Annotated in this window: 18 protein-coding genes, 1 tRNA gene, 4 pseudogenes and 1 riboswitch; of the genes and pseudogenes, 15 read left to right on the top strand and 8 right to left on the bottom strand. The window is 70.3% G+C overall.

Annotated features, from left to right (window positions below):
• Nucleotides 1-162 precede the first annotated feature (162 nt).
• Nucleotides 163-561 (bottom strand): nuclear transport factor 2 family protein, encoded by a 399-nt coding sequence (locus Q5762_RS17045; protein WP_315892963.1) that lies wholly within the window; start codon nucleotides 559-561, stop codon nucleotides 163-165.
• A 108-nt stretch (nucleotides 562-669) separates the two neighbouring features.
• Nucleotides 670-1,277: pseudogene (locus Q5762_RS17040) on the bottom strand (alcohol dehydrogenase catalytic domain-containing protein); the annotation flags it as partial.
• Between the two features lie 266 nt (nucleotides 1,278-1,543).
• Here Q5762_RS17040 and Q5762_RS17035 point away from each other — a divergent pair.
• From Q5762_RS17035 to Q5762_RS17005, 7 genes and pseudogenes are all read left to right on the top strand, one after another.
• The gene (locus Q5762_RS17035) at nucleotides 1,544-2,029 is read left to right on the top strand and encodes a TrkA C-terminal domain-containing protein (protein WP_315892962.1); all 486 of its coding nucleotides are present in this window, start codon (nucleotides 1,544-1,546) and stop codon (nucleotides 2,027-2,029) included.
• 5 nt (nucleotides 2,030-2,034) lie between these two features.
• Nucleotides 2,035-3,318 (top strand): cation:proton antiporter, encoded by a 1,284-nt coding sequence (locus Q5762_RS17030; protein ID WP_315892961.1) that lies wholly within the window; start codon nucleotides 2,035-2,037, stop codon nucleotides 3,316-3,318.
• 74 nt (nucleotides 3,319-3,392) lie between these two features.
• Nucleotides 3,393-3,612, top strand: a riboswitch (cobalamin riboswitch).
• A gap of 160 nt (nucleotides 3,613-3,772) precedes the next feature.
• Nucleotides 3,773-6,091 (top strand): 5-methyltetrahydropteroyltriglutamate--homocysteine S-methyltransferase, encoded by a 2,319-nt coding sequence (metE, locus tag Q5762_RS17025; protein ID WP_315892960.1) that lies wholly within the window; start codon nucleotides 3,773-3,775, stop codon nucleotides 6,089-6,091.
• A gap of 196 nt (nucleotides 6,092-6,287) precedes the next feature.
• On the top strand, nucleotides 6,288-8,111 hold the full coding sequence (locus tag Q5762_RS17020) for a methylmalonyl-CoA mutase family protein (protein ID WP_315892959.1): 1,824 nt from the start codon (nucleotides 6,288-6,290) through the stop codon (nucleotides 8,109-8,111).
• Nucleotides 8,111-10,285, top strand: coding sequence for a methylmalonyl-CoA mutase (gene scpA / locus Q5762_RS17015; RefSeq protein WP_315892958.1), 2,175 nt, complete (start codon nucleotides 8,111-8,113; stop codon nucleotides 10,283-10,285). The genes Q5762_RS17020 and scpA overlap by 1 nt, the downstream gene beginning before the upstream one ends.
• A complete protein-coding gene (meaB, locus tag Q5762_RS17010) occupies nucleotides 10,282-11,274 on the top strand; it encodes a methylmalonyl Co-A mutase-associated GTPase MeaB (protein ID WP_315892957.1) in 993 nt (330 codons plus the stop codon). Before scpA ends, meaB begins: the two co-directional genes overlap by 4 nt.
• Nucleotides 11,275-11,277: 3 nt before the next feature.
• Nucleotides 11,278-11,370: pseudogene (locus tag Q5762_RS17005) on the top strand (RNA polymerase subunit sigma-24); the annotation flags it as partial.
• Between the two features lie 63 nt (nucleotides 11,371-11,433).
• Here Q5762_RS17005 and Q5762_RS17000 read toward each other — a convergent pair.
• Nucleotides 11,434-11,892 (bottom strand): annotated as a pseudogene (locus Q5762_RS17000) (methyltransferase domain-containing protein); the annotation flags it as partial.
• A gap of 196 nt (nucleotides 11,893-12,088) precedes the next feature.
• On the opposite strand from Q5762_RS17000, the pseudogene Q5762_RS16995 reads away from it, so the two are divergent.
• Nucleotides 12,089-12,284, top strand: a pseudogene (locus Q5762_RS16995) (aquaporin family protein); the annotation flags it as partial.
• 84 nt (nucleotides 12,285-12,368) lie between these two features.
• Nucleotides 12,369-12,806: an arsenate reductase ArsC gene (locus tag Q5762_RS16990; RefSeq protein WP_315892956.1), complete on the top strand. Its 438-nt coding sequence runs from the start codon at nucleotides 12,369-12,371 to the stop codon at nucleotides 12,804-12,806.
• A 95-nt stretch (nucleotides 12,807-12,901) separates the two neighbouring features.
• On the opposite strand, the gene Q5762_RS16985 is transcribed toward Q5762_RS16990, so the two are convergent.
• Complete coding sequence (locus tag Q5762_RS16985; RefSeq protein ID WP_315892955.1) at nucleotides 12,902-14,410, bottom strand: DUF4246 domain-containing protein; 1,509 nt, start codon at nucleotides 14,408-14,410, stop codon at nucleotides 12,902-12,904.
• Nucleotides 14,411-14,537: 127 nt separating this feature from the next.
• Entirely contained in the window at nucleotides 14,538-14,666 is a 129-nt protein-coding gene (locus Q5762_RS16980) for a hypothetical protein (protein WP_315892954.1), read from the bottom strand.
• Nucleotides 14,667-14,730: 64 nt separating this feature from the next.
• Here Q5762_RS16980 and Q5762_RS16975 point away from each other — a divergent pair, with 64 nt between their 5' ends.
• Entirely contained in the window at nucleotides 14,731-14,997 is a 267-nt protein-coding gene (locus Q5762_RS16975) for a hypothetical protein (RefSeq protein WP_315892953.1), read from the top strand.
• Here Q5762_RS16975 and Q5762_RS16970 read toward each other — a convergent pair.
• Nucleotides 14,976-15,368, bottom strand: a complete 393-nt coding sequence (locus tag Q5762_RS16970) for a carboxymuconolactone decarboxylase family protein (protein WP_315892952.1) — start codon at nucleotides 15,366-15,368, stop codon at nucleotides 14,976-14,978. The two genes, Q5762_RS16975 and Q5762_RS16970, sit on opposite strands and share 22 nt — an antisense overlap.
• A gap of 350 nt (nucleotides 15,369-15,718) precedes the next feature.
• Between Q5762_RS16970 and Q5762_RS16965 the strand changes: the two genes are divergently transcribed.
• Nucleotides 15,719-15,946, top strand: a complete 228-nt coding sequence (locus tag Q5762_RS16965; protein ID WP_315892951.1) for an FAD-dependent monooxygenase — start codon at nucleotides 15,719-15,721, stop codon at nucleotides 15,944-15,946.
• Between the two features lie 7 nt (nucleotides 15,947-15,953).
• Complete coding sequence (locus Q5762_RS16960; protein ID WP_315892950.1) at nucleotides 15,954-16,961, top strand: FAD-dependent monooxygenase; 1,008 nt, start codon at nucleotides 15,954-15,956, stop codon at nucleotides 16,959-16,961.
• Between the two features lie 258 nt (nucleotides 16,962-17,219).
• On the opposite strand, the gene Q5762_RS16955 is transcribed toward Q5762_RS16960, so the two are convergent.
• Nucleotides 17,220-17,293: transfer RNA gene (locus Q5762_RS16955), tRNA-Pro, on the bottom strand.
• A 127-nt stretch (nucleotides 17,294-17,420) separates the two neighbouring features.
• Between Q5762_RS16955 and Q5762_RS16950 the strand changes: the two genes are divergently transcribed.
• Entirely contained in the window at nucleotides 17,421-18,107 is a 687-nt protein-coding gene (locus Q5762_RS16950) for a transketolase (protein ID WP_315892949.1), read from the top strand.
• A 40-nt stretch (nucleotides 18,108-18,147) separates the two neighbouring features.
• A complete protein-coding gene (locus Q5762_RS16945; RefSeq protein WP_315892948.1) occupies nucleotides 18,148-19,077 on the top strand; it encodes a transketolase C-terminal domain-containing protein in 930 nt (309 codons plus the stop codon).
• 78 nt (nucleotides 19,078-19,155) lie between these two features.
• Here the strand turns inward: Q5762_RS16945 and Q5762_RS16940 are convergent, their stop codons facing one another.
• Nucleotides 19,156-19,536, bottom strand: coding sequence for an MmcQ/YjbR family DNA-binding protein (locus Q5762_RS16940; protein ID WP_315892947.1), 381 nt, complete (start codon nucleotides 19,534-19,536; stop codon nucleotides 19,156-19,158).
• A gap of 560 nt (nucleotides 19,537-20,096) precedes the next feature.
• Here Q5762_RS16940 and Q5762_RS16935 point away from each other — a divergent pair.
• A complete protein-coding gene (locus Q5762_RS16935) occupies nucleotides 20,097-21,296 on the top strand; it encodes an acyl-CoA dehydrogenase family protein (RefSeq protein WP_315892946.1) in 1,200 nt (399 codons plus the stop codon).
• The last annotated feature ends 4 nt before the right edge of the window (nucleotides 21,297-21,300 follow it).

Below are 21,300 nucleotides of genomic sequence, written 5' to 3'. Positions count from 1 at the left end.
AGGATCCGGCGGCGAAAGCCCCTGCCGCCCCGGTCTTGGCCGACCGCCTCGGCGCGGCCGGGTCGCCACCGAGGGCCCGGCGGCCGGGCGTTCCCGCCAACCCGCACGTCACCGTGGTCGAGGTTCGGCTCCTCGCCCTGGGACCGACCTGGTAGGACCCCGTCACTCGGCGTCCCCCGCCGCCTCCCGTGCTATGCGGTCGAACTGCGCGCCCATCGCCTCGGCGAGTGCCTGGGCGGCGGACAACGGTCGGACCATCACCATGAAGTCGTCGATCCGCCCGTCCTCGTCGAAGTGGAGGAAGTCGCAGCCCTGGATCTGACGGCCGTTCACGGCCGCGGTGAAGACGAGGGCGTGGTCTCGGCCGTCGGGGTTGGCGATCTCGCGCTCGTAGGCGAAGTCCTCGAAGACGCGGGTCACGCCCCGGATGATGGCGGCGGTGATCGCCTTGCCCGCGTACGGCTTGAAGGCCACGGGGCTGGTGAAGACGACGTCCTCGGCCAGCAGCGCCTCGATGGCGGCCGCGTCACGGTTCTCGACGGCCTTGCGGAACGGGTGCATGAACCCTCGCAATACTCAATTAATTGAATAGGTTGGGAGGAGGCTATGGCCGGGACGGGACACTGTCCAGCCCGGGACCGAGCGTCACGGCGCCGCGTAGCAGCAGCGTCACGGAGTCAGGACGACCTTGCCGTTCACCGTGCCCGACTCGGCGAGCCGCAGCGCCTCGGCGACCTGACTCAGCGGGAGTTCGGCCGCTATCCGGGCCCTGACATCGCCGCGCCGCATCGCCTCGAAGACCTGACCGAGGTCGGTACGCAGACGGCTCCGGAAGCGGTCCGCGGCGAAGGCCCGGCCACCCCAGACGTTGTAGAAATACGCGCTACGGCCGTTGGGCAGCACGTGCCACACCCACACCCGGCCGAGGATCTTGAGGACCGGCCACTGCTTCGAGCCCGAGTCGTCACGGGTGGCGGCGCTGCCGTAGCGGTGATCCCGTTGACGACGGCGGTCTCCGCCTCGGCGGCCCCGAGACCCTCCGGCACGGGAACGACGTCCGCCGCGTCGAGCACGACGTGGCTGGCCCAGCCGCCGGTCTTGGTCAGCGCGGCCACCCGGGTGCCGAGCAGCTCCGGACCGACCCCGGCCCCCACGGCGGCGACCGTGCCCACCAGGTCGTACCCGGGGACGAACGGGAACGGCGGCTGGTCGTAGTACCGGCCCCGCCGCATCTGCTGCTCCGCGAAGGAGACCCCGGTCGCCTCCATGGCGACCATCCGAGATCATGGGCGCGCTGCTCCGGGCCGGCGAGGCGGCGGGCGCGGGCGACCCCTTCGCCACGGCGATGGCCTTCTGGACCCGGCTCCACGGGTGCTCTCGCTCGAACTCGCGGGCCACTTCACGGGGATGGAGAGAGTCGTCGCGGAGGCCCTGTTCGAGCACGAGATCGCGACCCTCGCGCCGTAGAGCGCTCGATAGGGTGATGTTCGGGGGTCCGTTTTCGCACCTCAGTCCGGCGCCAGCACGTCCATGGGGGTTTCCCGTGCCCGTTCCACGCATGAGCAACACACCGCTCCCCGGCATCGGGGTCCGCTACGACCTGACCACCCGCGAGCACCGCCGTCTCTCGGTGATAGCCCACCGGGACGGCAGCCGGACCCTCAACGCATACCGGCGCGACGACCCGGACGAATGCGCGCTTTCGGCGAAGCTGACCGCGAAGGAGGCGGAGGCGCTGATCGACGCGCTCATGCCCTCGCACCACAGCCCCAATCTGCTCTCCACCACGGACCTGGGGCTGGTCGCCGAGCGGATCGAGCTGTCGGCGCACTCGCAGTGGAACGGGCGGGTGCTGGGCGAGACCCGGATGCGCACGGAGACGGGCGCCTCCATCGTCGCCGTACTGCGGCGGGCCGACGCGATACCGTCGCCCGCCCCGGACTTCCGGCTGGCCGGCGGCGACACCCTCATCGTGATCGGCACCCGCGAGGGCGTCGAGGCGGCCGCCGCGATCCTCGGCCGGGAGTGAAGGTCATGCACTCCTCCGCCGTCTTCCTGATCGAGTTCGGCGCGATCATCCTCGCCCTGGGCCTGCTCGGCCGGCTCGCCGGACGCTTCCAGTTCTCCCCGATACCCCTCTATCTGCTCGCCGGTCTCGCGTTCGGCGAGGGCGGCCTGCTCCCGCTGGGCACCAGCGAGGAGTTCGTCGCGATCGGCGCCGAGATCGGCGTCATCCTGCTGCTGTTGATGCTCGGACTCGAGTACACCGCCAGTGACCTGGTGACCAACCTCAAGACCCAATACCCGGCGGGACTCGTCGACTTCACCCTCAACGCACTGCCCGGTGCGGGAATGGCGCTGCTCCTCGGCTGGGGTCCGGTCGCCGCCGTCGTCCTGGCCGGCGTCACCTGGATATCCTCCTCCGGCGTCATCGCCAAGGTGATGGGCGACCTCGGCCGCCTCGGCAACCGCGAGACCCCGGCCATCCTGAGCATCCTGGTCCTGGAAGACCTCGCCATGGCGGTCTACCTGCCGATCGTCACCGCCCTGCTCGCCGGGGTGAGTCTGGCCGCCGGCAGCCTCACCCTCGCCATCGCGCTCGGTGTGGCGGGCACGGTCCTCTTCGTCGCCGTCCGCTACGGACGGGTCATCTCGCGCTTCGTCTCCAGCGACGACCCGGAGAAACTCCTCCTCGTCGTGCTCGGCCTGACCCTGCTGGTCGCCGGCATCGCCCAGCAGCTCCAGGTCTCCGCCGCCGTCGGCGCCTTCCTCGTCGGCATCGCCCTCTCGGGCGAGGTCGCGGAAGGCGCGCACAATCTGCTCAGCCCGCTGCGGGACCTGTTCGCCGCGGTGTTCTTCGTCTTCTTCGGGCTGCACACCGACCCGGCGAGCATCCCGCCGGTGATCCTGCCCGCGCTCGCCCTCGCCGTCGTCACGGCTGCGACGAAGATCGCCACGGGCTACTGGGCCGCCCGCCGGGCCGGGATCTCGGTCAAGGGCCGCTGGCGGGCCGGCGGCACCCTGGTCGCCCGGGGCGAGTTCTCCATCGTCATCGCGGGTCTCGCCGTCACCGCCGGTGTCGAACCGGCCCTCGGTCCGCTCGCGACGGCCTACGTCCTCGTGCTCGTCGTCCTCGGCCCGCTCACCGCCCGCTACACCGAACCGATCGCCACCGCTCTGACCGGCCGCCTCCGCAAAGCGCCCGCTTCCACTGCCGCCCCCACTCCCACCCCCACTCCCGCCCCGGCGACACCGGTCGAGGCACCGCCGGAGGAGACCTTGGAACCCGTGGACGACGGCACAGCCGGGCGGACGTGAGCTGATCGACAGGGGTGTCTCAAGTCACCATCCGTACGGTGGAATTCCCCTGTCACCGCTCTGAGCTGCCCCTTAGGGTGGTCGGTGCAGCTGGTTCGCCCCCGTCAGCCGGACGGGACGCGTCGTAAGAGGGAACCCGGTGGGAATCCGGGACTGCCCCGCAGCGGTGAGCGTGAACGACCGCCGTCATACGCACTGGACCCGTACGGGTCTGGGAAGCGACGGCCAGTAGGTGTCCTCCCCGAGAGGACGTGCCCGCGAGTCCGAAGACCTGCCATCTGCCCGCGTACGGACCATTCGTACGCGGACATTCCGGTGACCTCGAGGGCGGGTCGGCGACCATACCGAACGGCGGCCGCACCTCCCGTGCGCCCGTACCGTCCGGTTCGTCACCCCTTCGCGCCCTCGTCCCGTCGCCGGGATCCAGGGATTCATCTCGCGAAGGAGATTCTCCGTGACCACCAAGCCCGCAGCCGCGGCAGCACGCGCCACCGTGTACGGCTACCCCCGGCAGGGACAGCACCGGGAGCTGAAGAAGGCGATCGAGGGGTACTGGAAGGGCCGCGTCACCGCCGACGCCCTCCGGGCCACCACCGCCGAACTGCGCCGCACCCACTGGCTTCGACTCGCCGAGGCCGGCATCCACGAGGTGCCGACCGGCGACTTCTCGCTCTACGACCACGTCCTCGACACCACCGTCATGGTCGGCGCGATCCCCGAGCGGCACCGGGACGCCGTCGCCGCCGGGCCGCTCGACGGCCTCTTCGCCATGGCGCGCGGCACGCAGGACGTCGCGCCGCTGGAGATGACCAAGTGGTTCGACACCAACTACCACTACCTGGTCCCGGAGTTGGGACCTGACACGGTCTTCACCGCCGACTCCGGGAAGCAGGTCGGAGAGCTGGCGGAGGCCCTCTCCCTCGGCCTGACGGCCCGCCCGGTCCTCGTCGGCCCCGTCACCTACCTGCTGCTCGCCAAGCCCGCGCCCGGGGTGGCCGCCGACTTCGACCCGCTGACGCTGCTCGACCGGCTGCTGCCGGTGTACGCCGAGGTCCTCGCCGACCTGAGGGCCGCCGGCGCCACGTGGGTCCAGCTGGACGAACCGGCCCTGGTGCAGGACCGCACCCCGGCCGAGCTGAACGCCGCCGCCCGCGCCTACCGCGACCTCGGCGGCCTGGCGGACCGGCCGAAGCTGCTGGTCGCCTCGTACTTCGACCGGCTGGGCGAGGCCCTGCCGGTGCTGGCCAAGGCGCCGGTCGAGGGCCTCGCACTCGACTTCACCGGCTCCGCCGCCGCCAACCTCGACGGCCTCGCCGCCGTCGGCGGGCTGCCCGGCAAGCGGCTGGTCGCCGGGGTGGTCGACGGCCGCAACATCTGGGTCAACGATCTGACGAAGTCCCTCACGACCCTCGGCACCCTGCTCGGTCTCGCCGACCGGGTCGACGTGTCGGCGTCCTGCTCCCTGCTGCACGTTCCCCTCGACGCCACCGCCGAACGGGACATCGACCCGCAGATCCTGCGCTGGCTCGCCTTCGCCCGGCAGAAGACCGCCGAGATCGTCACCCTCGCCAAGGGCCTGGCCCACGGCACCTCCGCGATCACCGCCGAGCTGGCCGCCAACCGGGCCGACCTCGCCTCCCGCGCGGAGTCGCCGCTCACCCGCGATCCGGCCGTGCGCGCCCGTACCGGCGCCGTCTCCGCCGCCGACGCCCGCCGCTCCCAGCCGTACGCCGAGCGGGCGGTGGCCCAGCACGCCCACCTCGGCCTGCCCCTGCTGCCGACGACCACCATCGGGTCGTTCCCGCAGACCACCGAACTGCGCACCGCCCGCGCCGACCTGCGCGCGAGCCGGATCGACACGGCCGGGTACGAGGAGCGGGTCAAGGCCGAGATCCAGGAGGTGATCGCCTTCCAGGAGAAGACCGGCCTGGACGTCCTGGTGCACGGCGAGCCCGAACGCAACGACATGGTGCAGTACTTCGCCGAGCAGCTGACCGGCTACCTCGCCACCCAGCACGGCTGGGTCCAGTCCTACGGCACCCGGTACGTCCGCCCGCCGATCCTGGCCGGTGACATCTCCCGCCCCACGCCGATGACGGTGCGCTGGACGACGTACGCGCAGTCCCTCACCCACCGCCCGGTCAAGGGCATGCTCACGGGCCCGGTCACCATGCTCGCCTGGTCCTTCGTCCGGGACGACCAGCCGCTCGGCGAGACCGCCCGGCAGGTCGCGCTCGCCCTGCGCGACGAGGTGGACGACCTGGAGGCGGCGGGCACGTCGGTCATCCAGGTCGACGAGCCCGCGCTGCGGGAGACCCTTCCGCTCCGCCGGGCTGACCACCCGGAGTACCTGGCGTGGGCGACGGAGGCGTTCCGGCTCAGCACCGGCGGGGTCCGGCCGGACACCCAGATCCACACGCACATGTGCTACGCGGAGTTCGGTGACATCGTCCGGGCCATCGACGACCTCGACGCGGACGTGATCAGCCTGGAGGCCGCCCGCTCGCACATGCAGGTCGCCCGCGAGCTGGCCGCGCACGGCTACCCGCGCGAGGCCGGCCCCGGGGTGTACGACATCCACTCCCCGCGCGTCCCGAGCGCCGAGGAGGCGGCCGAGCTGCTCCGTACAGGACTGAAGGCCATCCCCGCCGAGCGGCTCTGGGTCAACCCCGACTGCGGTCTGAAGACCCGGGGCTGGCCGGAGACCCGCGCCTCGCTGGAGAACCTGGTCGCGGCGGCCCGCACGGTACGGAGCGAGCTGCCGGCGTCCTGACGCCTCGGGCGAGCCACTCAGGGGTCGGGGCGCGTACGGGTGCCCCGGCCCTCCGGGTCTGTCCGATTCATGCGCGCACCCCGGCGGCTCCCTTCCTAGTCCGGATTCCGCCGGGGCTTCAAGACCTTCCCGGAGAGGGCAAGGTCACAGCCGTGCGCACTGCTGTCATTTGAGCGAGCTGACCTAACATCCGAGCATGACAGTCCTTCCCGACGACGGGCTCGCCCTCGCCGCCGAATTCCCCGACACCTCCCGTGAACAGTGGCAGCACCTGGTGGCCGGTGTGCTGCGCAAGTCGGGGAAGGACGTCGAGGGTCCGGCAGCCGAGGACGCCCTGTCCACCGCCCTTGAGGACGGGCTCCGCGTCCATCCCCTCTATGCGGCCGACGACACCGCCCCGGAGCCCGGCCTTCCCGGCTTCGCCCCCTTCGTACGGTCCGGCCGGGCCGAGGGGAACACCCTCGGCGGCTGGGACGTACGCCAGCGGCACACCACCGACGTCGCCGGGACGGTCCTCGCCGACCTGGAGAACGGCGTCACCTCCCTCTGGCTGGTCGTCGGCGAGGGCGGCATCCCGGTCGCGCGGCTCGGCCAGGTCCTCGACGGGGTCTACCTCGACCTCGCGCCCGTCGTCCTCGACGCGGGGCAGGACGTCGAGGGGGCGGCGCGGGAGCTGCTGCGGCTGTACGAGGAGCGGGGCGTCGCCCCGGAGGCGGCGCGCGGCAACCTCGGCGCCGATCCCCTCGGTTTCGAGGCCCGTACCGGCCGGTCGTACGACTTCTCCCCCGTCGCCGGGCTCGCGCGCCGCTGCGTCGAGGAGTACCCGGGGCTGCGGGCGCTGACCGTGGACACGCTGCCGTACCACGAGGCCGGCGGCTCGGCCGCGCAGGAGCTGGGCTGCTCGCTGGCGACCGGCGTCGGGTATCTCCGTAAGCTCACGGAGGCGGGTCTGAGCATCGAACAGGCCCTCGGGCAGCTGGAGTTCCGCTACGCGGCCACCGCCGACCAGTTCCTCACCATCGCCAAGCTCCGCGCCGCCCGCAGGCTCTGGGCCCGGGTGGCCGAGGTCAGCGGGGCGAGCGGCAGTACGAGTGGCGGCGCGGGCGCACAGCGCCAACACGCCGTCACCTCACCGGTGATGATGTCCCGCCGGGACCCCTGGGTGAACATGCTCCGCACGACCGTGGCCACCCTGGCCGCCGGGGTCGGCGGCGCCGACTCCGTCACCGTACTGCCGTTCGACCACGCGCTCGGCCTGCCGGACGCGTTCGCGCGGCGCATCGCCCGCAACACCTCGACGATCCTCATCGAGGAGTCGCACCTCGCCCGGGTGATCGACCCGGCGGGCGGCTCCTGGTACGTGGAGCGGCTGACGGACGAACTCGCCCACGCGGGCTGGGAGTTCTTCCGTACGATCGAGCGCGCCGGTGGACAGGAGGCCGCGCTGCGGTCCGGGATGATCGGCGATCGGCTCGCCGAGACCTGGGCGGCGCGCAGCGCCAAGCTCGCCAAGCGGCGCGAACCCGTCACCGGCGTCAGCGAGTTCCCGAACCTCGCCGAGAAACCCGTCGTCCGCGAGCCCGCGCCCGAGCCGCCGTCCGGCGGGCTTCCCCGGGTGCGTCGCGACGACGCGTTCGAGGAGCTGCGCGCCCGCTCCGACGCCCATCTCGCCGCGACCGGCGCCCGGCCGCGCATCTACCTGGCCACGCTCGGCCCCGCCGCCGCGCACACCGCGCGGGCCACCTTCGCCGCCAACCTCTTCCAGGCGGGCGGCATCGAGGCCGTCACGGAAGGCAGCTTCGAGGAGAGCGGGGCGAGCGAGGCGTGCCTCTGCTCCAGCGACGCGCTCTACGAGGAGCAGGCGGAGGACCGCGCGCGCGAGCTCGCCGCAGCGGGCGCGGGGCATGTGCTCCTCGCGGGCCGGCCCGGGCCGTACGCGGGTGTCGACACCTATGTCTTCGCGGGCTGCGACACGGTCGCCGTGCTCGCCGCCACCCTTGACCGGATGGGAGTGTCCTGATGTCCGTCCCCGACTTCTCCGGGATCGAGCTGGGTACCCCGGCCGCCGACGGAAGCGCCGACGAGTGGCGTACGGCGGTGAAGAAGGCCGCCGGCGGTGACGATCTGCTCTGGGAGACCCCGGAGGGCATCGCGGTCAAGCCGCTGTACACCGGGCAGGACCTGGAGGGCCTCGACTTCCTGGGGACGCACCCGGGCATGGCGCCGTACCTGCGCGGCCCGTACCCGACGATGTACGTCAACCAGCCCTGGACGATCCGTCAGTACGCGGGCTTCTCCACGGCCGAGGAGTCCAACGCGTTCTACCGGCGCAATCTGGCGGCCGGTCAGAAAGGCCTGTCCGTCGCCTTCGACCTGCCCACGCACCGGGGTTACGACAGCGACCACCCGCGCGTGACCGGTGACGTCGGCATGGCGGGCGTGGCGATCGACTCGATCTACGACATGCGCCAGCTCTTCGACGGCATCCCGCTGGACAAGATGACCGTGTCGATGACGATGAACGGCGCAGTGCTGCCGGTCCTCGCGCTGTACATCGTCGCGGCGGAGGAACAGGGCGTACCGCCCGAGAAGTTGGCCGGGACCATCCAGAACGACATCCTCAAGGAGTTCATGGTCCGCAACACCTACATCTATCCGCCGAAGCCGTCGATGCGGATCATCTCCGACATCTTCGCCTTCACCTCGCAGCGGATGCCGCGCTACAACTCGATCTCCATCTCGGGCTACCACATCCAGGAGGCGGGCGCGACAGCCGACCTGGAGCTGGCGTACACCCTCGCCGACGGCGTGGAGTACATCCGGGCCGGGCGCGAAGCGGGCCTGGACGTCGACGCGTTCGCGCCGCGACTCTCCTTCTTCTGGGCGATCGGCATGAACTTCTTCATGGAGATCGCCAAGATGCGGGCGGCCAGGCTGCTGTGGGCCAAGCTGGTGAAGCAGTTCGATCCGCAGAACGCCAAGTCGCTCTCCCTGCGCACCCATTCGCAGACCTCCGGCTGGTCGCTGACCGCGCAGGACGTCTTCAACAACGTGACGCGGACGTGTGTCGAGGCGATGGCGGCGACCCAGGGCCACACCCAGTCGCTGCACACCAACGCCCTCGACGAGGCGCTCGCCCTGCCGACCGACTTCTCGGCGCGGATCGCCCGCAACACCCAGCTGCTCATCCAGCAGGAGTCCGGCACGACCCGGTCCATCGACCCCTGGGGCGGCAGCGCGTACGTCGAGAAGCTGACGTACGACCTGGCCCGCCGCGCCTGGAAGCACATCCAGGAGGTCGAGCGGGCGGGCGGCATGGCACAGGCCATCGACGCCGGCATCCCCAAGCTGCGCGTGGAGGAGGCCGCCGCCCGTACCCAGGCGCGCATCGACTCCGGGCGCCAGCCGGTGATCGGTGTGAACAAGTACCGGGTGGACTCCGACGAGCAGATCGACGTGCTCAAGGTCGACAACTCCTCCGTACGCACCCAGCAGATCGCCAAGTTGCGGCGGCTGCGTGAGGAGCGGGACGAGACGGCGTGCCGGGACGCGCTGGACGCGCTCACCCGGGCGGCGGGCGGCGAGGGCAACCTGCTGGAGCTGGCGGTGCGCGCGGCCCGCGCGAAGGCGACGGTCGGCGAGATTTCCGACGCCCTGGAGAAGGTGTACGGGCGGCACGCGAGCCAGATCCGTACGATCTCCGGTGTGTACCGCACCGAAGCCGGCGAGTCCCCGTCCGTCGAACGCACCCGCACCCTGGTCGACGCCTTCGCCGAGGCCGAGGGCCGCCGACCGCGCATCCTGGTGGCCAAGATGGGCCAGGACGGGCACGACCGCGGCCAGAAGGTGATCGCCACCGCCTTCGCCGACCTGGGCTTCGACGTCGACGTCGGCCCGCTGTTCCAGACCCCGGGCGAGGTCGCGCGGCAGGCCGTCGAGGCGGACGTGCACATCGTCGGGGTGTCGTCGCTGGCCGCCGGCCACCTCACGCTCGTACCGGCGCTGCGCGAGGAGCTGGCGGCGGAGGGCCGCGAGGACATCATGATCGTCGTCGGCGGCGTGATCCCGCCGCAGGACGTGCCGACCCTCCTGGAGATGGGCGCCGCCGCCGTGTTCCCGCCCGGGACGGTGATCCCGGACGCGGCCCACGACCTGGTACGGCGACTGTCGGACGGCCTCGGGCACGAGCTGTGATCGACCTCGACGCGTATGTGAAGGGGGTACTCGACGGGAAGCGGGCGATCGTCGCGCGCGCGATCACGCTCGTCGAGTCCACCCGCCCCCAACACCGGTTCCTCGCCCAGCAGTTGCTGACCGAACTGCTGCCGCACAGCGGCAAGGCGCGGCGGATCGGCATCAGCGGCGTGCCGGGCGTGGGCAAGTCCACGTTCATCGACGCCTTCGGCACGATGCTGACCGGCCTGGGCCACCGGGTCGCGGTGCTCGCCGTCGACCCGTCGTCGACGCGGACGGGCGGCTCGATCCTGGGCGACAAGACGCGGATGGAGCGCCTGGCCGTGGACCCGGCGGCCTTCGTCCGGCCCTCGCCGACGGCCGGGACGCTCGGCGGGGTCGCGAAGGCGACGCGCGAGTCGATCCTGGTGATGGAGGCCGCGGGGTACGACGTGATCCTCGTCGAGACCGTGGGCGTGGGCCAGTCCGAGACGACCGTGGCCGAGATGGTCGACTCCTTCCTGCTGCTCACGTTGGCGCGTACGGGCGACCAGCTCCAGGGCATCAAGAAGGGCGTCCTGGAGCTGGCGGACGTGATCGCCGTCAACAAGGCGGACGGCCCGCACGAACGCGACGCCCGCGCCGCCGCGCGCGAACTCTCGGGCGCACTCCGCCTGATGCACGGCGCGGACGCCGCGTGGACCCCACCCGTCCTGCACTGCAGCGCCCGCGAGTCGACGGGCCTCGACACCGTCTGGGAGCGGCTCGAACAGCACCGCACCCTGCTCGACTCGACCGGCCGCCTCACCGCCCGCCGCCGGGACCAGCAGGTCGACTGGACCTGGACGATGGTCCGCGACGAACTCCTCGACCGCCTCCACACCCACCCCGCCGTACGCGCCGCGGCCCCTTCGGTCGAACAACAGCTCAGAGACGGCAAGTTGACCGCCACGACGGCAGCCGAACGCCTCCTGCGCGCCTTCGAACAGCCGACGGACACGGGCGACTGAGCTGAGCCGCTGCTCAGCGACCCGTACGAGCACCCGGCCCGCGCGGCGGAGCCGGCCGACTCGGTCTCGATGGCGGCCCTGCTCCTCCTGGAGCGGGGGTCCTGCCGGCCGCCGACGTCCAACTGGTCGGCGACGGCGGCGGCAAGGCACCACAACTCAGTTCGAGATCACGACGTCGACGGTGGCGGCGGGCAGGGGGATGGCCTCGATGGTCCCCTTCAGGAACTCGACGTTGGTGGCGCCTGCCTTCTCGGCGCTGTTCAGGGCCAGGGCCAGCATCTCGTTGGTCATGTCCAGGCCGTACGCCTTGCCTGTGGGACCGACGCGGGCGGCGGAGAGCAGGACGTCGATACCGCCGCCGCAGCCGAGGTCGAGGACACGCTCGCCCTCGCCGAGGTCGGCGACGGCGAGGGGGTTGCCGCAGCCGAGCGAGGCGGCGACGGCCTCGGCCGGCAGCACGTCCCGATCGGCGGCTCCGTACCGGGTGGAACCGAAGTTCTCGTCGATCTCGACAGCCTGTGGTCCGCAGCAGGCGGTCCCTCCTTCGGCGACCTGGACGGCTGCGGCGGCATAGCGGCGACGGACGGTCTCGCGCAGGTCGGTGGACTGCTCGGTCATGACGACGACTCCCGGCGGACGGGCCGGCCCGCTGGACCAGCCAGGCTGTATCGACGGTTCTCAATGCAAGCTTGCGCCTTGGATCGAACTTCGTCAACATAGAGGCATGTCGAATCAGGAGTTCGTGGTGCTCGGGCGGGAGACGGGCGCAGCCTCCGACGCCGGCGGCGCGTCCGGCACCCCCGACACCGGCGACGGCCTGGCCCGGGTCGGCCGGGCGAACCTGGCGCCGGCCGGGGTGGCGGCGTTCATCGGCGCGGCCTACTGGTTCACCTCGTCCACCTCGTTCGCGAACCCGGCGGTGACCATCGGCCGCGCCTTCACCGACTCCTTCGCCGGCATCGCCCCGGCCTCGGTCACCCCGTTCATCGCCGCGCAACTGATCGGCGCCGCCCGGCCCGGCAGCCGCCGAGTCACCCGGCCTCGAAGCCTCACCCACCGCCGCCCCCACCCGCTGATTCCAGGAGCCCCCAGCCGTGAACCCGCCCCCGCCGCCCCCGCCGCGCCCATCGGTCCTGTTCGTCTGCGTCCACAACGCGGGCCGCTCGCAGATGGCCGCCGCCTTCCTCACCCACCTCGCCGAAGGCCGCGTGGAGGTCCGCTCGGCGGGCTCGGCGCCGGCCGACACCGTGAACCCGACCGCCGTCGCGACGATGGCCGAAGTCGGCATCGACATCTCGGCCGAGACCCCGAAGATCCTCGCCACCGAAGCGGTCCAGGCCTCCGACATCGTCATCACCATGGGCTGCGGCGACACCTGCCCGGTCTTCCCCGGAAAGACCTACCTCGACTGGGAACTCGACGACCCGGCCGGCCAGGGCATCGAGGCCGTCCGCCCGATCCGCGACGCCATCGAGTCCCGCGTCCGCACCCTCCTCGACGAACTCCTCCCCGAACCCCTCCCCCACGCCTGACCACATGCGCAACGACCGAGGGCCGCTTCAGATCACTCTGAAACGGCCCCTCGGCCACGCGCTCACCCCTCAGTCCATGCCCGGACAGAACAGGTTCAGTGCTCGCAGAGGGAGAACTCTCGCTCGTAGAGCTGCTCGTTGTGTTCGGCGACGAAGAACTTGCGTTCCTGCATGAGTTGTTCGCGGTAGCTCTTCGCCTGTTCAAGCGTCATGGTCGAGGTGTCGGACCACGGTTGCTGCGGCGGCACATCGGATGTCGAGACGATCTTCTCCGACGGGTCGACCAGGAAGAACGCAAGAATCTTGCGGTGCCCCGGGCGGGTGGGGTCCATGAGGCGGAACGAGCCGACGCGGTGTTGCAGGATGTTCGGGAACGCCAGGCAGCGACCCGCCGGCGTCGACGCCGATCCCAGCACCTGGTTCAGTGCGTCTTCGTTCTCCAGGCCGTAGACCTCACGCATACCGTCGTCGTCGCTCTGTTCGTATTGCGGGTCGTCGAGTGCCGCCCGGAAACTCAGCCGGCTTTCGGTGATGTTCTCGCTGTCCCAGTAGTAGATGCCGGTCGAGACGATCCGCTCGTTCAACATCCCCTCCACATGCCAGGAACCGCCCGGGTACTCGGGCTTCTCCGGGGTGAGATGAACGGTGGCGAGCTTGACGATGACCTGAAGACGGCGGCCGCGCAGGTCGACCCGGACGGATTCATCGGGCGACTCGGGCGGGGTGAAGGCCGGGGCGTCCGGGATGGTCGGGCGGCGGTTCTCCCACCACTCGTCATGGGCCTCTCCCCATGCACTGCGGGCTTCTGCGTAGGCCGCAGCATCGCCGTAGGAAGACCTGTCCGGATACTCCGGTTCCGAGTCGTACCACCCGTAAGGATCGGCCTCGATCCGCAGGGGCCGCGGATGGCGCAGATCGGTGAGCACGTTCTCCCACAGCGGGCGCATGCGCGCGAACAAGTCCGGCAGGACGGAGGCCAGTTCGTGATGAGTCTCGGGGTGGACGTTGTTGACGTACGAACGGAAGGCGACATCGCCGTCGTCACTGACGTCGACTTCCGTGGGCAGCCACTGGAACTTCTCCGAGAACTCGTACTTCGAGTAGCGGTCCGTCGGGTTCTGCCAGGCCCGTTCGGGCGTGCCGCTCGCCTCTCTCACCAGGCAGAACAGTGAGGGATGAACCAGATCCAGCACCTGCCCGTCGGATCCGGGATGCCAGTCCAGTTCTGCTTCGGGGACCTGCTCCAGAACCCGAACCGCCTCGCGCAGCCGGGATCCGAGCTTGTCGTCGACCAGTGTGTCCGACTGCCACACCCCGTCGACGGCGGACACCTCGATGCCGGTTCGTCCGTCCCGCAGCGCGGCGTAGTGCCCGAGTTCGGCGAGCACGTAACGAACCTGCGCTTCGGTGAGACCCTGGGCGACCGCTTCCTGCGTCCACCTGGCGACGATGTCGGGATCGTTGATCTTGTCGAACCACCCGGGCTTCGCCCGAATGTGCGCGCTGCACTGCATCATCTGAACTTCCCGCAGCGTTCGGGGTGTTGCGAACGATATGGAACGGGAAGCGTGAAAGGGCAGCGGGAAAGCAGACAGGCCGGTCAATTCTCGTGATCCCTACAGTCGGTGTGCGGTGGCGGGAAGGATAGCTCAGCAGACTGACACCGCAGCCGTGGTCCCTGTCCGCTGGTGCCGCGTTGCGGAGGCTCAGCGGGTGGAAGCGCTCCTGCCGTCACGCGGTGCGGTAGTTACGGACCGATGTGACCATGTGGTGTCCGGTGAAGGGTTCGAGTGCGCGGACGAGCGGGACGACGCGGTCGCCGACCCCGCCCCGGTCGTGCGACCACACTGCGGCCGGCACGACCCCGGACGCACGAAAGGCCGCCCTCTCCCGGCCGCCACCCCTGACGGCAATCGTCGACGGCGTGCTCAGCTACACGGTGCTGTTCGCCGAATCAGCCGCCGTCCGCAGCAGGCGTATCGTCGCGGAGGCGCGCTGTCTGCGCATCGTACTCGTCCAGGATCCTCCGAAGCTGGTCAAGCGCCTCGGCAGGGATTTCGGACGGAGCGGACTCGGCCACGAATCGAGCTGCGGCCACAAGCGCCGCGAATTCGAAGGCGTGAGCAGTCGCACGCAGAACACCTGGCCGCGCCCACTCGAGTTGCATGCTCAGCCCTTCGACGCGAGGTAGTCCTTGATCTGCCCCAGCTCCTGCGCGAATTCGTCGTAGTCCTCACGCATACCGTTGAGGTAGGCGCTCCAGCCGAGGCTGTTCTTCGCGTAGTGGACGGCTTCCTGAATCTCTGCGTCCGTGGCTCCGAACAGCTTCGCGGCCTCCGTATGGAAGAGCGTGCAGTACCGGCACTTCGTCTCGGAGTGCAGAGCGATCCCGATCAATTCCTTGTACTTGTTCGGGATGAGTGTCTCGCCGAGCTCGATCTTCTTGAATATCTCCCACTCGTAGTCCAGCAGCTCGTCGGGGATCTGGGAGAAGAAATGCGGAACAAGTCCCAGCGTCTCCTTGATCTCCGATTCGACTTCGCCTCGGCTACGGCCGGCCATGATGACCACTCCTCTCAGCCCAGCCGATCGACTGCCCCAATCTCACCGTAGACAGCAAACGTCCTAGTTGCGACCGCTACCGGGTGCACCCGCGGCGCGCCGGCCGTCCGCGCCGAGGAACTCGCCGACCCCATCTCGTGCCGCGAAAGCCTCCCACAGCCCTTGCCGTCCGCCCGCTCGACCTGGTTGTCCTACGCCTGAGCTGGTCCGGGGCCGCCGCGCCGAGACCGGAGGGGGAAGCTGTTCTAGCGTAGAAGGGGACATACACGCCGCAGCCGCGATGGCAGGGACCTTCCACTCGTCCGGCGGGGCCGCCCTCAGGCGATGCGTCCGATCGACAGGTGAGAGCAATGACCAGCACAGCCGGCTCGGTCGGTGACGCAAACCACCAGCACGACGTGATCGTCGTCGGCGCACGCTGTGCGGGCGCACCGACCGCGATGCTTCTGGCCCGTCTGGGTCACCGGGTTCTTCTGGTCGACCGGGCGACATTCCCGAGCGACACGATCTCCATGCATCTGATCCATCCCCCGGACTGGCCGCGCTGGACCGGTGGGGACTGCTGGAGCGGGTCATAGCGACGGGATGTCCACCCATCGACACCTATGCGTTCGACCTCGGGCCGTTCGCGATCGTGGGGTCCCGGCCGGCGAGGGCTTCGACGCCTCGTACGCGCCGCGGCGTACGGTCCTCGACAAGATCCTCGTCGACGCCGCCGCGGAAGATGGTGCCGAGGTGCGCGAGGAGTTCACCGTCGAGGAGCTTCTGTTCGACGGGCCTACGGTGACCGGGGTAAAGGGCCACAGCAAGGACGGCGGTAAAGCCATCGACCACGCCCGAATCACCGTGGGCGCGGACGGACTTCACTCGTCCGTCGCCAGGGCGACCGATGCCGTCGGCTACGCGCAGAAACCGAAGATCAACGCCTACTACTACACGTACTGGGCGGGACTGCCCATGCACGGCACCTTCGAGGCATACGACCGGGGCGACCGCGCCTTCGCCGCGTGGCCCACCAACGAGGGCCTGACCATGGTCATTTGCGGCTGGCCCATGCGTGACTTCGAGGCCAACCGCGGCGACGTCGAAGGCAATTACCACGCCACGCTGGCGCGGGCGCCGGCCTTCGCCGAACGGGTCGCCGAGGCGACCCGGTCCGAGCGATTCGTCGGGACGGCCATCCCGAACTACTTCCGCAAGCCCTACGGACCCGGCTGGGTCCTGGTCGGCGACGCCGGATATCTGAAGGACCCCATCACCGCCCAGGGCATCCTGGATGCCTTCCGGGACGCGGAGCGGTGCACCCGCGCACTCGACGACGTACTCACCGGACACCAGTCCTTCGACGAAGCGATGCAGACCGCCCAGTCAGCCAGGGACGCCCAGGTCACGAGCATGTACGAGTTCACGGCCGAGTTCGCGACGATGGAACCGCCTCCCCCTGAGATGCAGCAACTGCTCCTCGCCGTGTCCCAAAGTCCCTCGGCATGCGACGAGTTCGTCAGAGTCACAGCGGGGATGACCCCGCCCGAGGAGTTCTTCGGTCACATGCAGGACCGGATGAGCCGACAACAGACACCCGACGCAGCCTGACTCACGTATGCAGTTCGTTGCCCCGACTGTCCCGCGAGCCGACCGCCGCCCCCGGAACGGCGGATCCGGGCCACGGAGAGGGCCGCCCGTTTCCTCCCCATTTCCACCGGGCCGATCCCGAGATGGCCCCTTCACCGCTGCCGCGAACCGGCCCCGTATCGGTCGTGCGACCACACCTCGGCCAGCACGACCCCGGACGCACGAAAGGCCGTCCTCTCATGGATGAGAGAACGGCCTCCGACCTGCGTTTCCGCACAGTCGGGACGACAGGATTTGAACCTGCGACCCCTTGACCCCCAGTCAAGTGCGCTACCAAGCTGCGCCACGTCCCGGTGCCCGCCTGACCTGGGGTTTCCCCAGGTCGAACGCGCATGAGAACAATACCGCACTTCCCTGGGTGGTCACGAACCGCTTTGCGCGGTTGACCTCAAGCTTGCTTGAGGTTGCACGGTGGGTGGCATGACGAACACGGACATCGAACGGCTTCACGGCCTCATGGGCCTGATGACCGGTGACGAGAAGCACTCGCCCGCCGCCACCTCCACGCTCGACGCCCTCTGGGTGCTCTACGACCGGGTCCTGCGCGTCTCGCCCGCGACCGCCGACCGGGCGGACCGGGATCGGTTCCTGCTCTCGAAGGGGCACGGGCCGATGGCGTACTACGCCGTGCTCGCCGCCAAGGGGTTCTTCCCCGAGGAGCTCCTCACCGGCTTCGGCTCGTACGACTCGCCCCTCGGGCACCATCCCGACCGGACCCTCGTGCCGGGGGCCGAGATCGGCAGCGGGTCGCTCGGGCACGGGTTGCCGCTCGCCGTGGGGAGCGCCCTCGGACTGCGGGCGCGGGGGCTCACCGAGCCGCGGGTGTGGGTGCTGATCGGCGACGCCGAGCTGGACGAGGGCAGCAATCACGAGGCCATCGCCTACGCCGGCCCCGCCGGCCTGGAGCAGCTGCACACGCTGGTGATCGACAACGGCTCCGCCACATACGGCTGGCCCGGCGGGATCGCCTCCCGGTTCGAGGCCGCCGGATGGTCCGCCGAGACCGTCGACGGCCGGGACCACGACGCGCTGTACGCCGCCTTCACCGCGCCGCACCCCGGCCGGCCGCGTGCCGTCGTCGCCCGTGTCGAGCCCAAGAACGCCTGATCCCCCACACACCACAAGACCCGTCTGAGGAGCCCGTCCCATGGACACGATGCGTGACCGCTTCATCTCCACCACCAGCCGTCTGCTCGACGAGGACCCCCGCCTCTCGCTCGTTCTCGCCGAGATCAGCAGGGACGGCTTCAAGGAGGCCGAGCGGCGCCATCCGGACCGCGTGATCAACGTCGGTATCCGGGAGCAACTGCAGATCGGTGTCGGCGGCGGGCTGGCGCTGGCGGGGATGCGGCCGGTGGTGCACACCTTCGCGAGCTTCCTGGTCGAGCGGCCCTTCGAACAGGTCAAGCTGGACTTCGGCCACCAGGGAGTGGGCGGCGTGCTGGTGAGCGCGGGCGCGTCGTACGACTGGCCCGCCGGCGGCCTGACCCACATGGCGCCCGGAGACGTGGCCCTGCTCGACACCCTGGACGGCTGGACGATCCACGTCCCCGGTCACCCGGACGAGGCGGAGGCCCTGCTGCGGCAGGCCGTCGTGGGCGACGGCCTCGTCTACGTCCGGCTCTCGAACCAGTCCAACGCCGCCGCCCGCCCGGTCTCCACCGGCTCCCCCGGCTCCTTCGGCTTCCGTACCGTCCGCGAGGGGAGCGCCGGCGTCGTCGTCGCCGTCGGGCCCATGCTCGACAACGTCCTCGCGGCGACCGAGGGCCTGGACGTGACCGTCCTCTACGCCACCACCGTCCGCCCGTTCGACGCCGCCGCCCTGCGCCGGGCGGTCGGCGCGGCCCGCCCGGACGTCGTCCTGGTCGAGCCGTACCTCGCCGGTACGTCGACCGCCGCCGCCAACGACGCCCTCGCCGCGCTCCCCCACCGGGTCCTCGGGCTCGGGGTCGCCCGCCGGGAGCTGCGCCGGTACGGCACGCTCGACGAGCACCTGGCGGGGCAGGGCCTCGACCCGGCCGGACTGCGCGAGCGCGTCTCGGCCTTCCTGGACCTCGGCCCCGGTCGGCCCAGCTGACGCGGCAGGGCTGAGACATCCGGCCGATCCAGCCGACCCCGCAGGCTCAGCCGCCCCAGCGCGCTCGGCGGCGCCGACTCAGCGCTCCTCCTCCGACTCCGGCGGTACGCCCACTTCCGGATACTCCGCCGCCAGCCGGCGCGGGGCCGCCTGGCGCCAGGAATCGGCCAGGATGGCGCGCAACTCGTCCTCGTCGTCAAGGGCGCCGATCCGGACACGTATCCAGGCGTAGCCGTCGTCGTGGCCCTCGCGGATGAAGAACTTGGCGGGCTCGGTCGCGAGGAGCTCCGCGCGCTCCTCCTTGGGGCATTTCACCCCGATCGCCTGGTCGTCGTCGTCCAGCGAGGCGGATATCCTGCCGCCGGGGCCCGCCCGGAACGTGGGCATGCCCCAGGCGAGCTTCTCGACCGCCCCGGGCAGCGAGAGTGCGATGCGGCGTACGTCGTCGGCAGTGGCCATACCGCGACCGTACGACCCCCCACTGACAGCCACACTCCCCGAGGAGCGGAGACCCGAGGCCTTCCGGCGCCTGCCTCCCCCTCTGCGCCGAGGCGCGCGCCCGTCACTCCCCGTTACGCGCCCTTACGCCTCCACGCACACCGGTACGCCGCTCACCGCCCCCGCCGCGAGGGTTCGCGCGCACCCGGCCCCGGGATTCCGGCTCCGTCCACACTCCGGGACTCTTCCGAGATACCGCCCCTTTGGTGAACAGGTGGCCTATGAGGCGAACCGACCCCCCTCACCGCCATATGCCCTCGAACCGTTTGCCGTTGGCATGTGGCAGAAAGATGCCCACAGGGAATGCCCTGGTGACCCGCTCGAACAGGCCAACTCCACCCCAAACACGTTCAGTTGCTGGCGTCAACCACTCCGGTTTCAGACAAACTCGGTGGCGATATTGCTCCGCCCCGGAAAGATCAACACCATGAAGTGTCGGCCTGTTCGGGACGGGACCACTGCCGATGCACACCCTGCTCGAACACTCGATCGAGCAGGAGATTCGCAGGGGAGGGACTCGCGTGGACAGCTACTTCAGCAGTCGACTTCATCATCAACTCCGAGCAACAGTAAGGGACTTCGCAGAGCGTGAGGTTCGGCCACGAATAGCCGAGATGGAAGCGTCCAGGACGGTGCACCACGAACTGTCCCGGATGATCGCCGAACAGGGCTGGCTGGGAGCGACAATCAGCCAGGAGTACGGAGGAATGGGGGCGGGACATCTCGCCAAGACGATCATCATCGAGGAGCTCTCCCGGGTCAGCGGCGCGATGGGCGCCATGGTCCAGGCCTCCCAGCTCGGCACCGCCAAGATCGTCCACTTCGGCAGCGACGAGCAGCGCAAGACCTGGCTGCCCGCCGTCGCCGCCGGTGAGTGCCTGCCGACCATCGCGGTCACCGAGCCGGAGTCCGGCGGGCACGTTCTCGGGATGTCCGCCACCGCGGTTCGCGACGGCGACGACTACATCCTCAACGGCAGCAAGGTGTATGTGGGCAACAGCCATGTCGGCGATCTGCACGGCGTCGTGGTCAGGACCGGACCCGGATCGAAGGGCCTGACCGCCTTCCTGGTCGAATCCGATCGCCCCGGGTTCAGGACGGGCCCCCAGCAGCCCGCCATGGGCCTGCACGGCTTCAGCTTCGGCGAGCTCATCTTCGAGAACTGCCGGGTCCCGGCCGCAAACCGGCTGGGGGACGAGGGCGACGGGCTGTCCGTCGCGTACTCCTCCAGCGTGCTGTACGGCCGGGCCAACCTCACCGCCGTCTCGCTCGGCATCCACCAGGCGATCATGGAGGAGACCACCCGGTTCTGCGCGGAGCGGCACCGCTACGGCAACCCGCTGCACCACCTGCCCACCGTCAAGCTGAAGCTGGGTCAGATGCAGTCCCGGCTGATGACCGCCCGGCTGGCCGCGTACCACGCCGTCCACCTGCTCGACCAAGGCCTCTCCTGCGACGCCGAGTTGATGAACGCGAAGCTGGTCAACGTGGAGTCGGCGATCGATTCCGGCCGCAACGCCATGGAGATCCACGCGGCCGCCGGTCTCTTCACCGACCGCCCGATCGAGCGCTACCTCCGCGACGCGCACCACATCTTCGCCCCGGCCGGCACCTCCGACATCCAGTTGCTGCGCCTGGCCGAGGTCGCTCTCGGCCACGGCAAGGGCAGTTGGTCGGAGAAGCTCTCGGACCTGCTCAGGCTGGAGCCCGCCCACGCATGACCGC

This window comes from Streptomyces sp. P9(2023), assembly GCF_032436795.1.
Lineage (GTDB): Bacteria > Actinomycetota > Actinomycetes > Streptomycetales > Streptomycetaceae > Streptomyces.
This window is presented reverse-complemented; position numbering and strand designations above follow the sequence as displayed.

Coding starts and splice junctions, on each gene's coding strand:
- Q5762_RS17045 (WP_315892963.1), bottom strand. CDS start 561: ATGCACCCGTTCCGCAAGGCCGTCGAGAACCGTGACGCGGCCGCCATC.
- Q5762_RS17030 (WP_315892961.1), top strand. CDS start 2,035: ATGCACTCCTCCGCCGTCTTCCTGATCGAGTTCGGCGCGATCATCCTC.
- Q5762_RS17020 (WP_315892959.1), top strand. CDS start 6,288: ATGACAGTCCTTCCCGACGACGGGCTCGCCCTCGCCGCCGAATTCCCC.
- scpA (WP_315892958.1), top strand. CDS start 8,111: ATGTCCGTCCCCGACTTCTCCGGGATCGAGCTGGGTACCCCGGCCGCC.
- Q5762_RS16970 (WP_315892952.1), bottom strand. CDS start 15,368: ATGGCCGGCCGTAGCCGAGGCGAAGTCGAATCGGAGATCAAGGAGACG.
- Q5762_RS16965 (WP_315892951.1), top strand. CDS start 15,719: ATGACCAGCACAGCCGGCTCGGTCGGTGACGCAAACCACCAGCACGAC.
- Q5762_RS16960 (WP_315892950.1), top strand. CDS start 15,954: ATGTCCACCCATCGACACCTATGCGTTCGACCTCGGGCCGTTCGCGAT.
- Q5762_RS16950 (WP_315892949.1), top strand. CDS start 17,421: ATGACGAACACGGACATCGAACGGCTTCACGGCCTCATGGGCCTGATG.
- Q5762_RS16945 (WP_315892948.1), top strand. CDS start 18,148: ATGGACACGATGCGTGACCGCTTCATCTCCACCACCAGCCGTCTGCTC.
- Q5762_RS16940 (WP_315892947.1), bottom strand. CDS start 19,536: ATGGCCACTGCCGACGACGTACGCCGCATCGCACTCTCGCTGCCCGGG.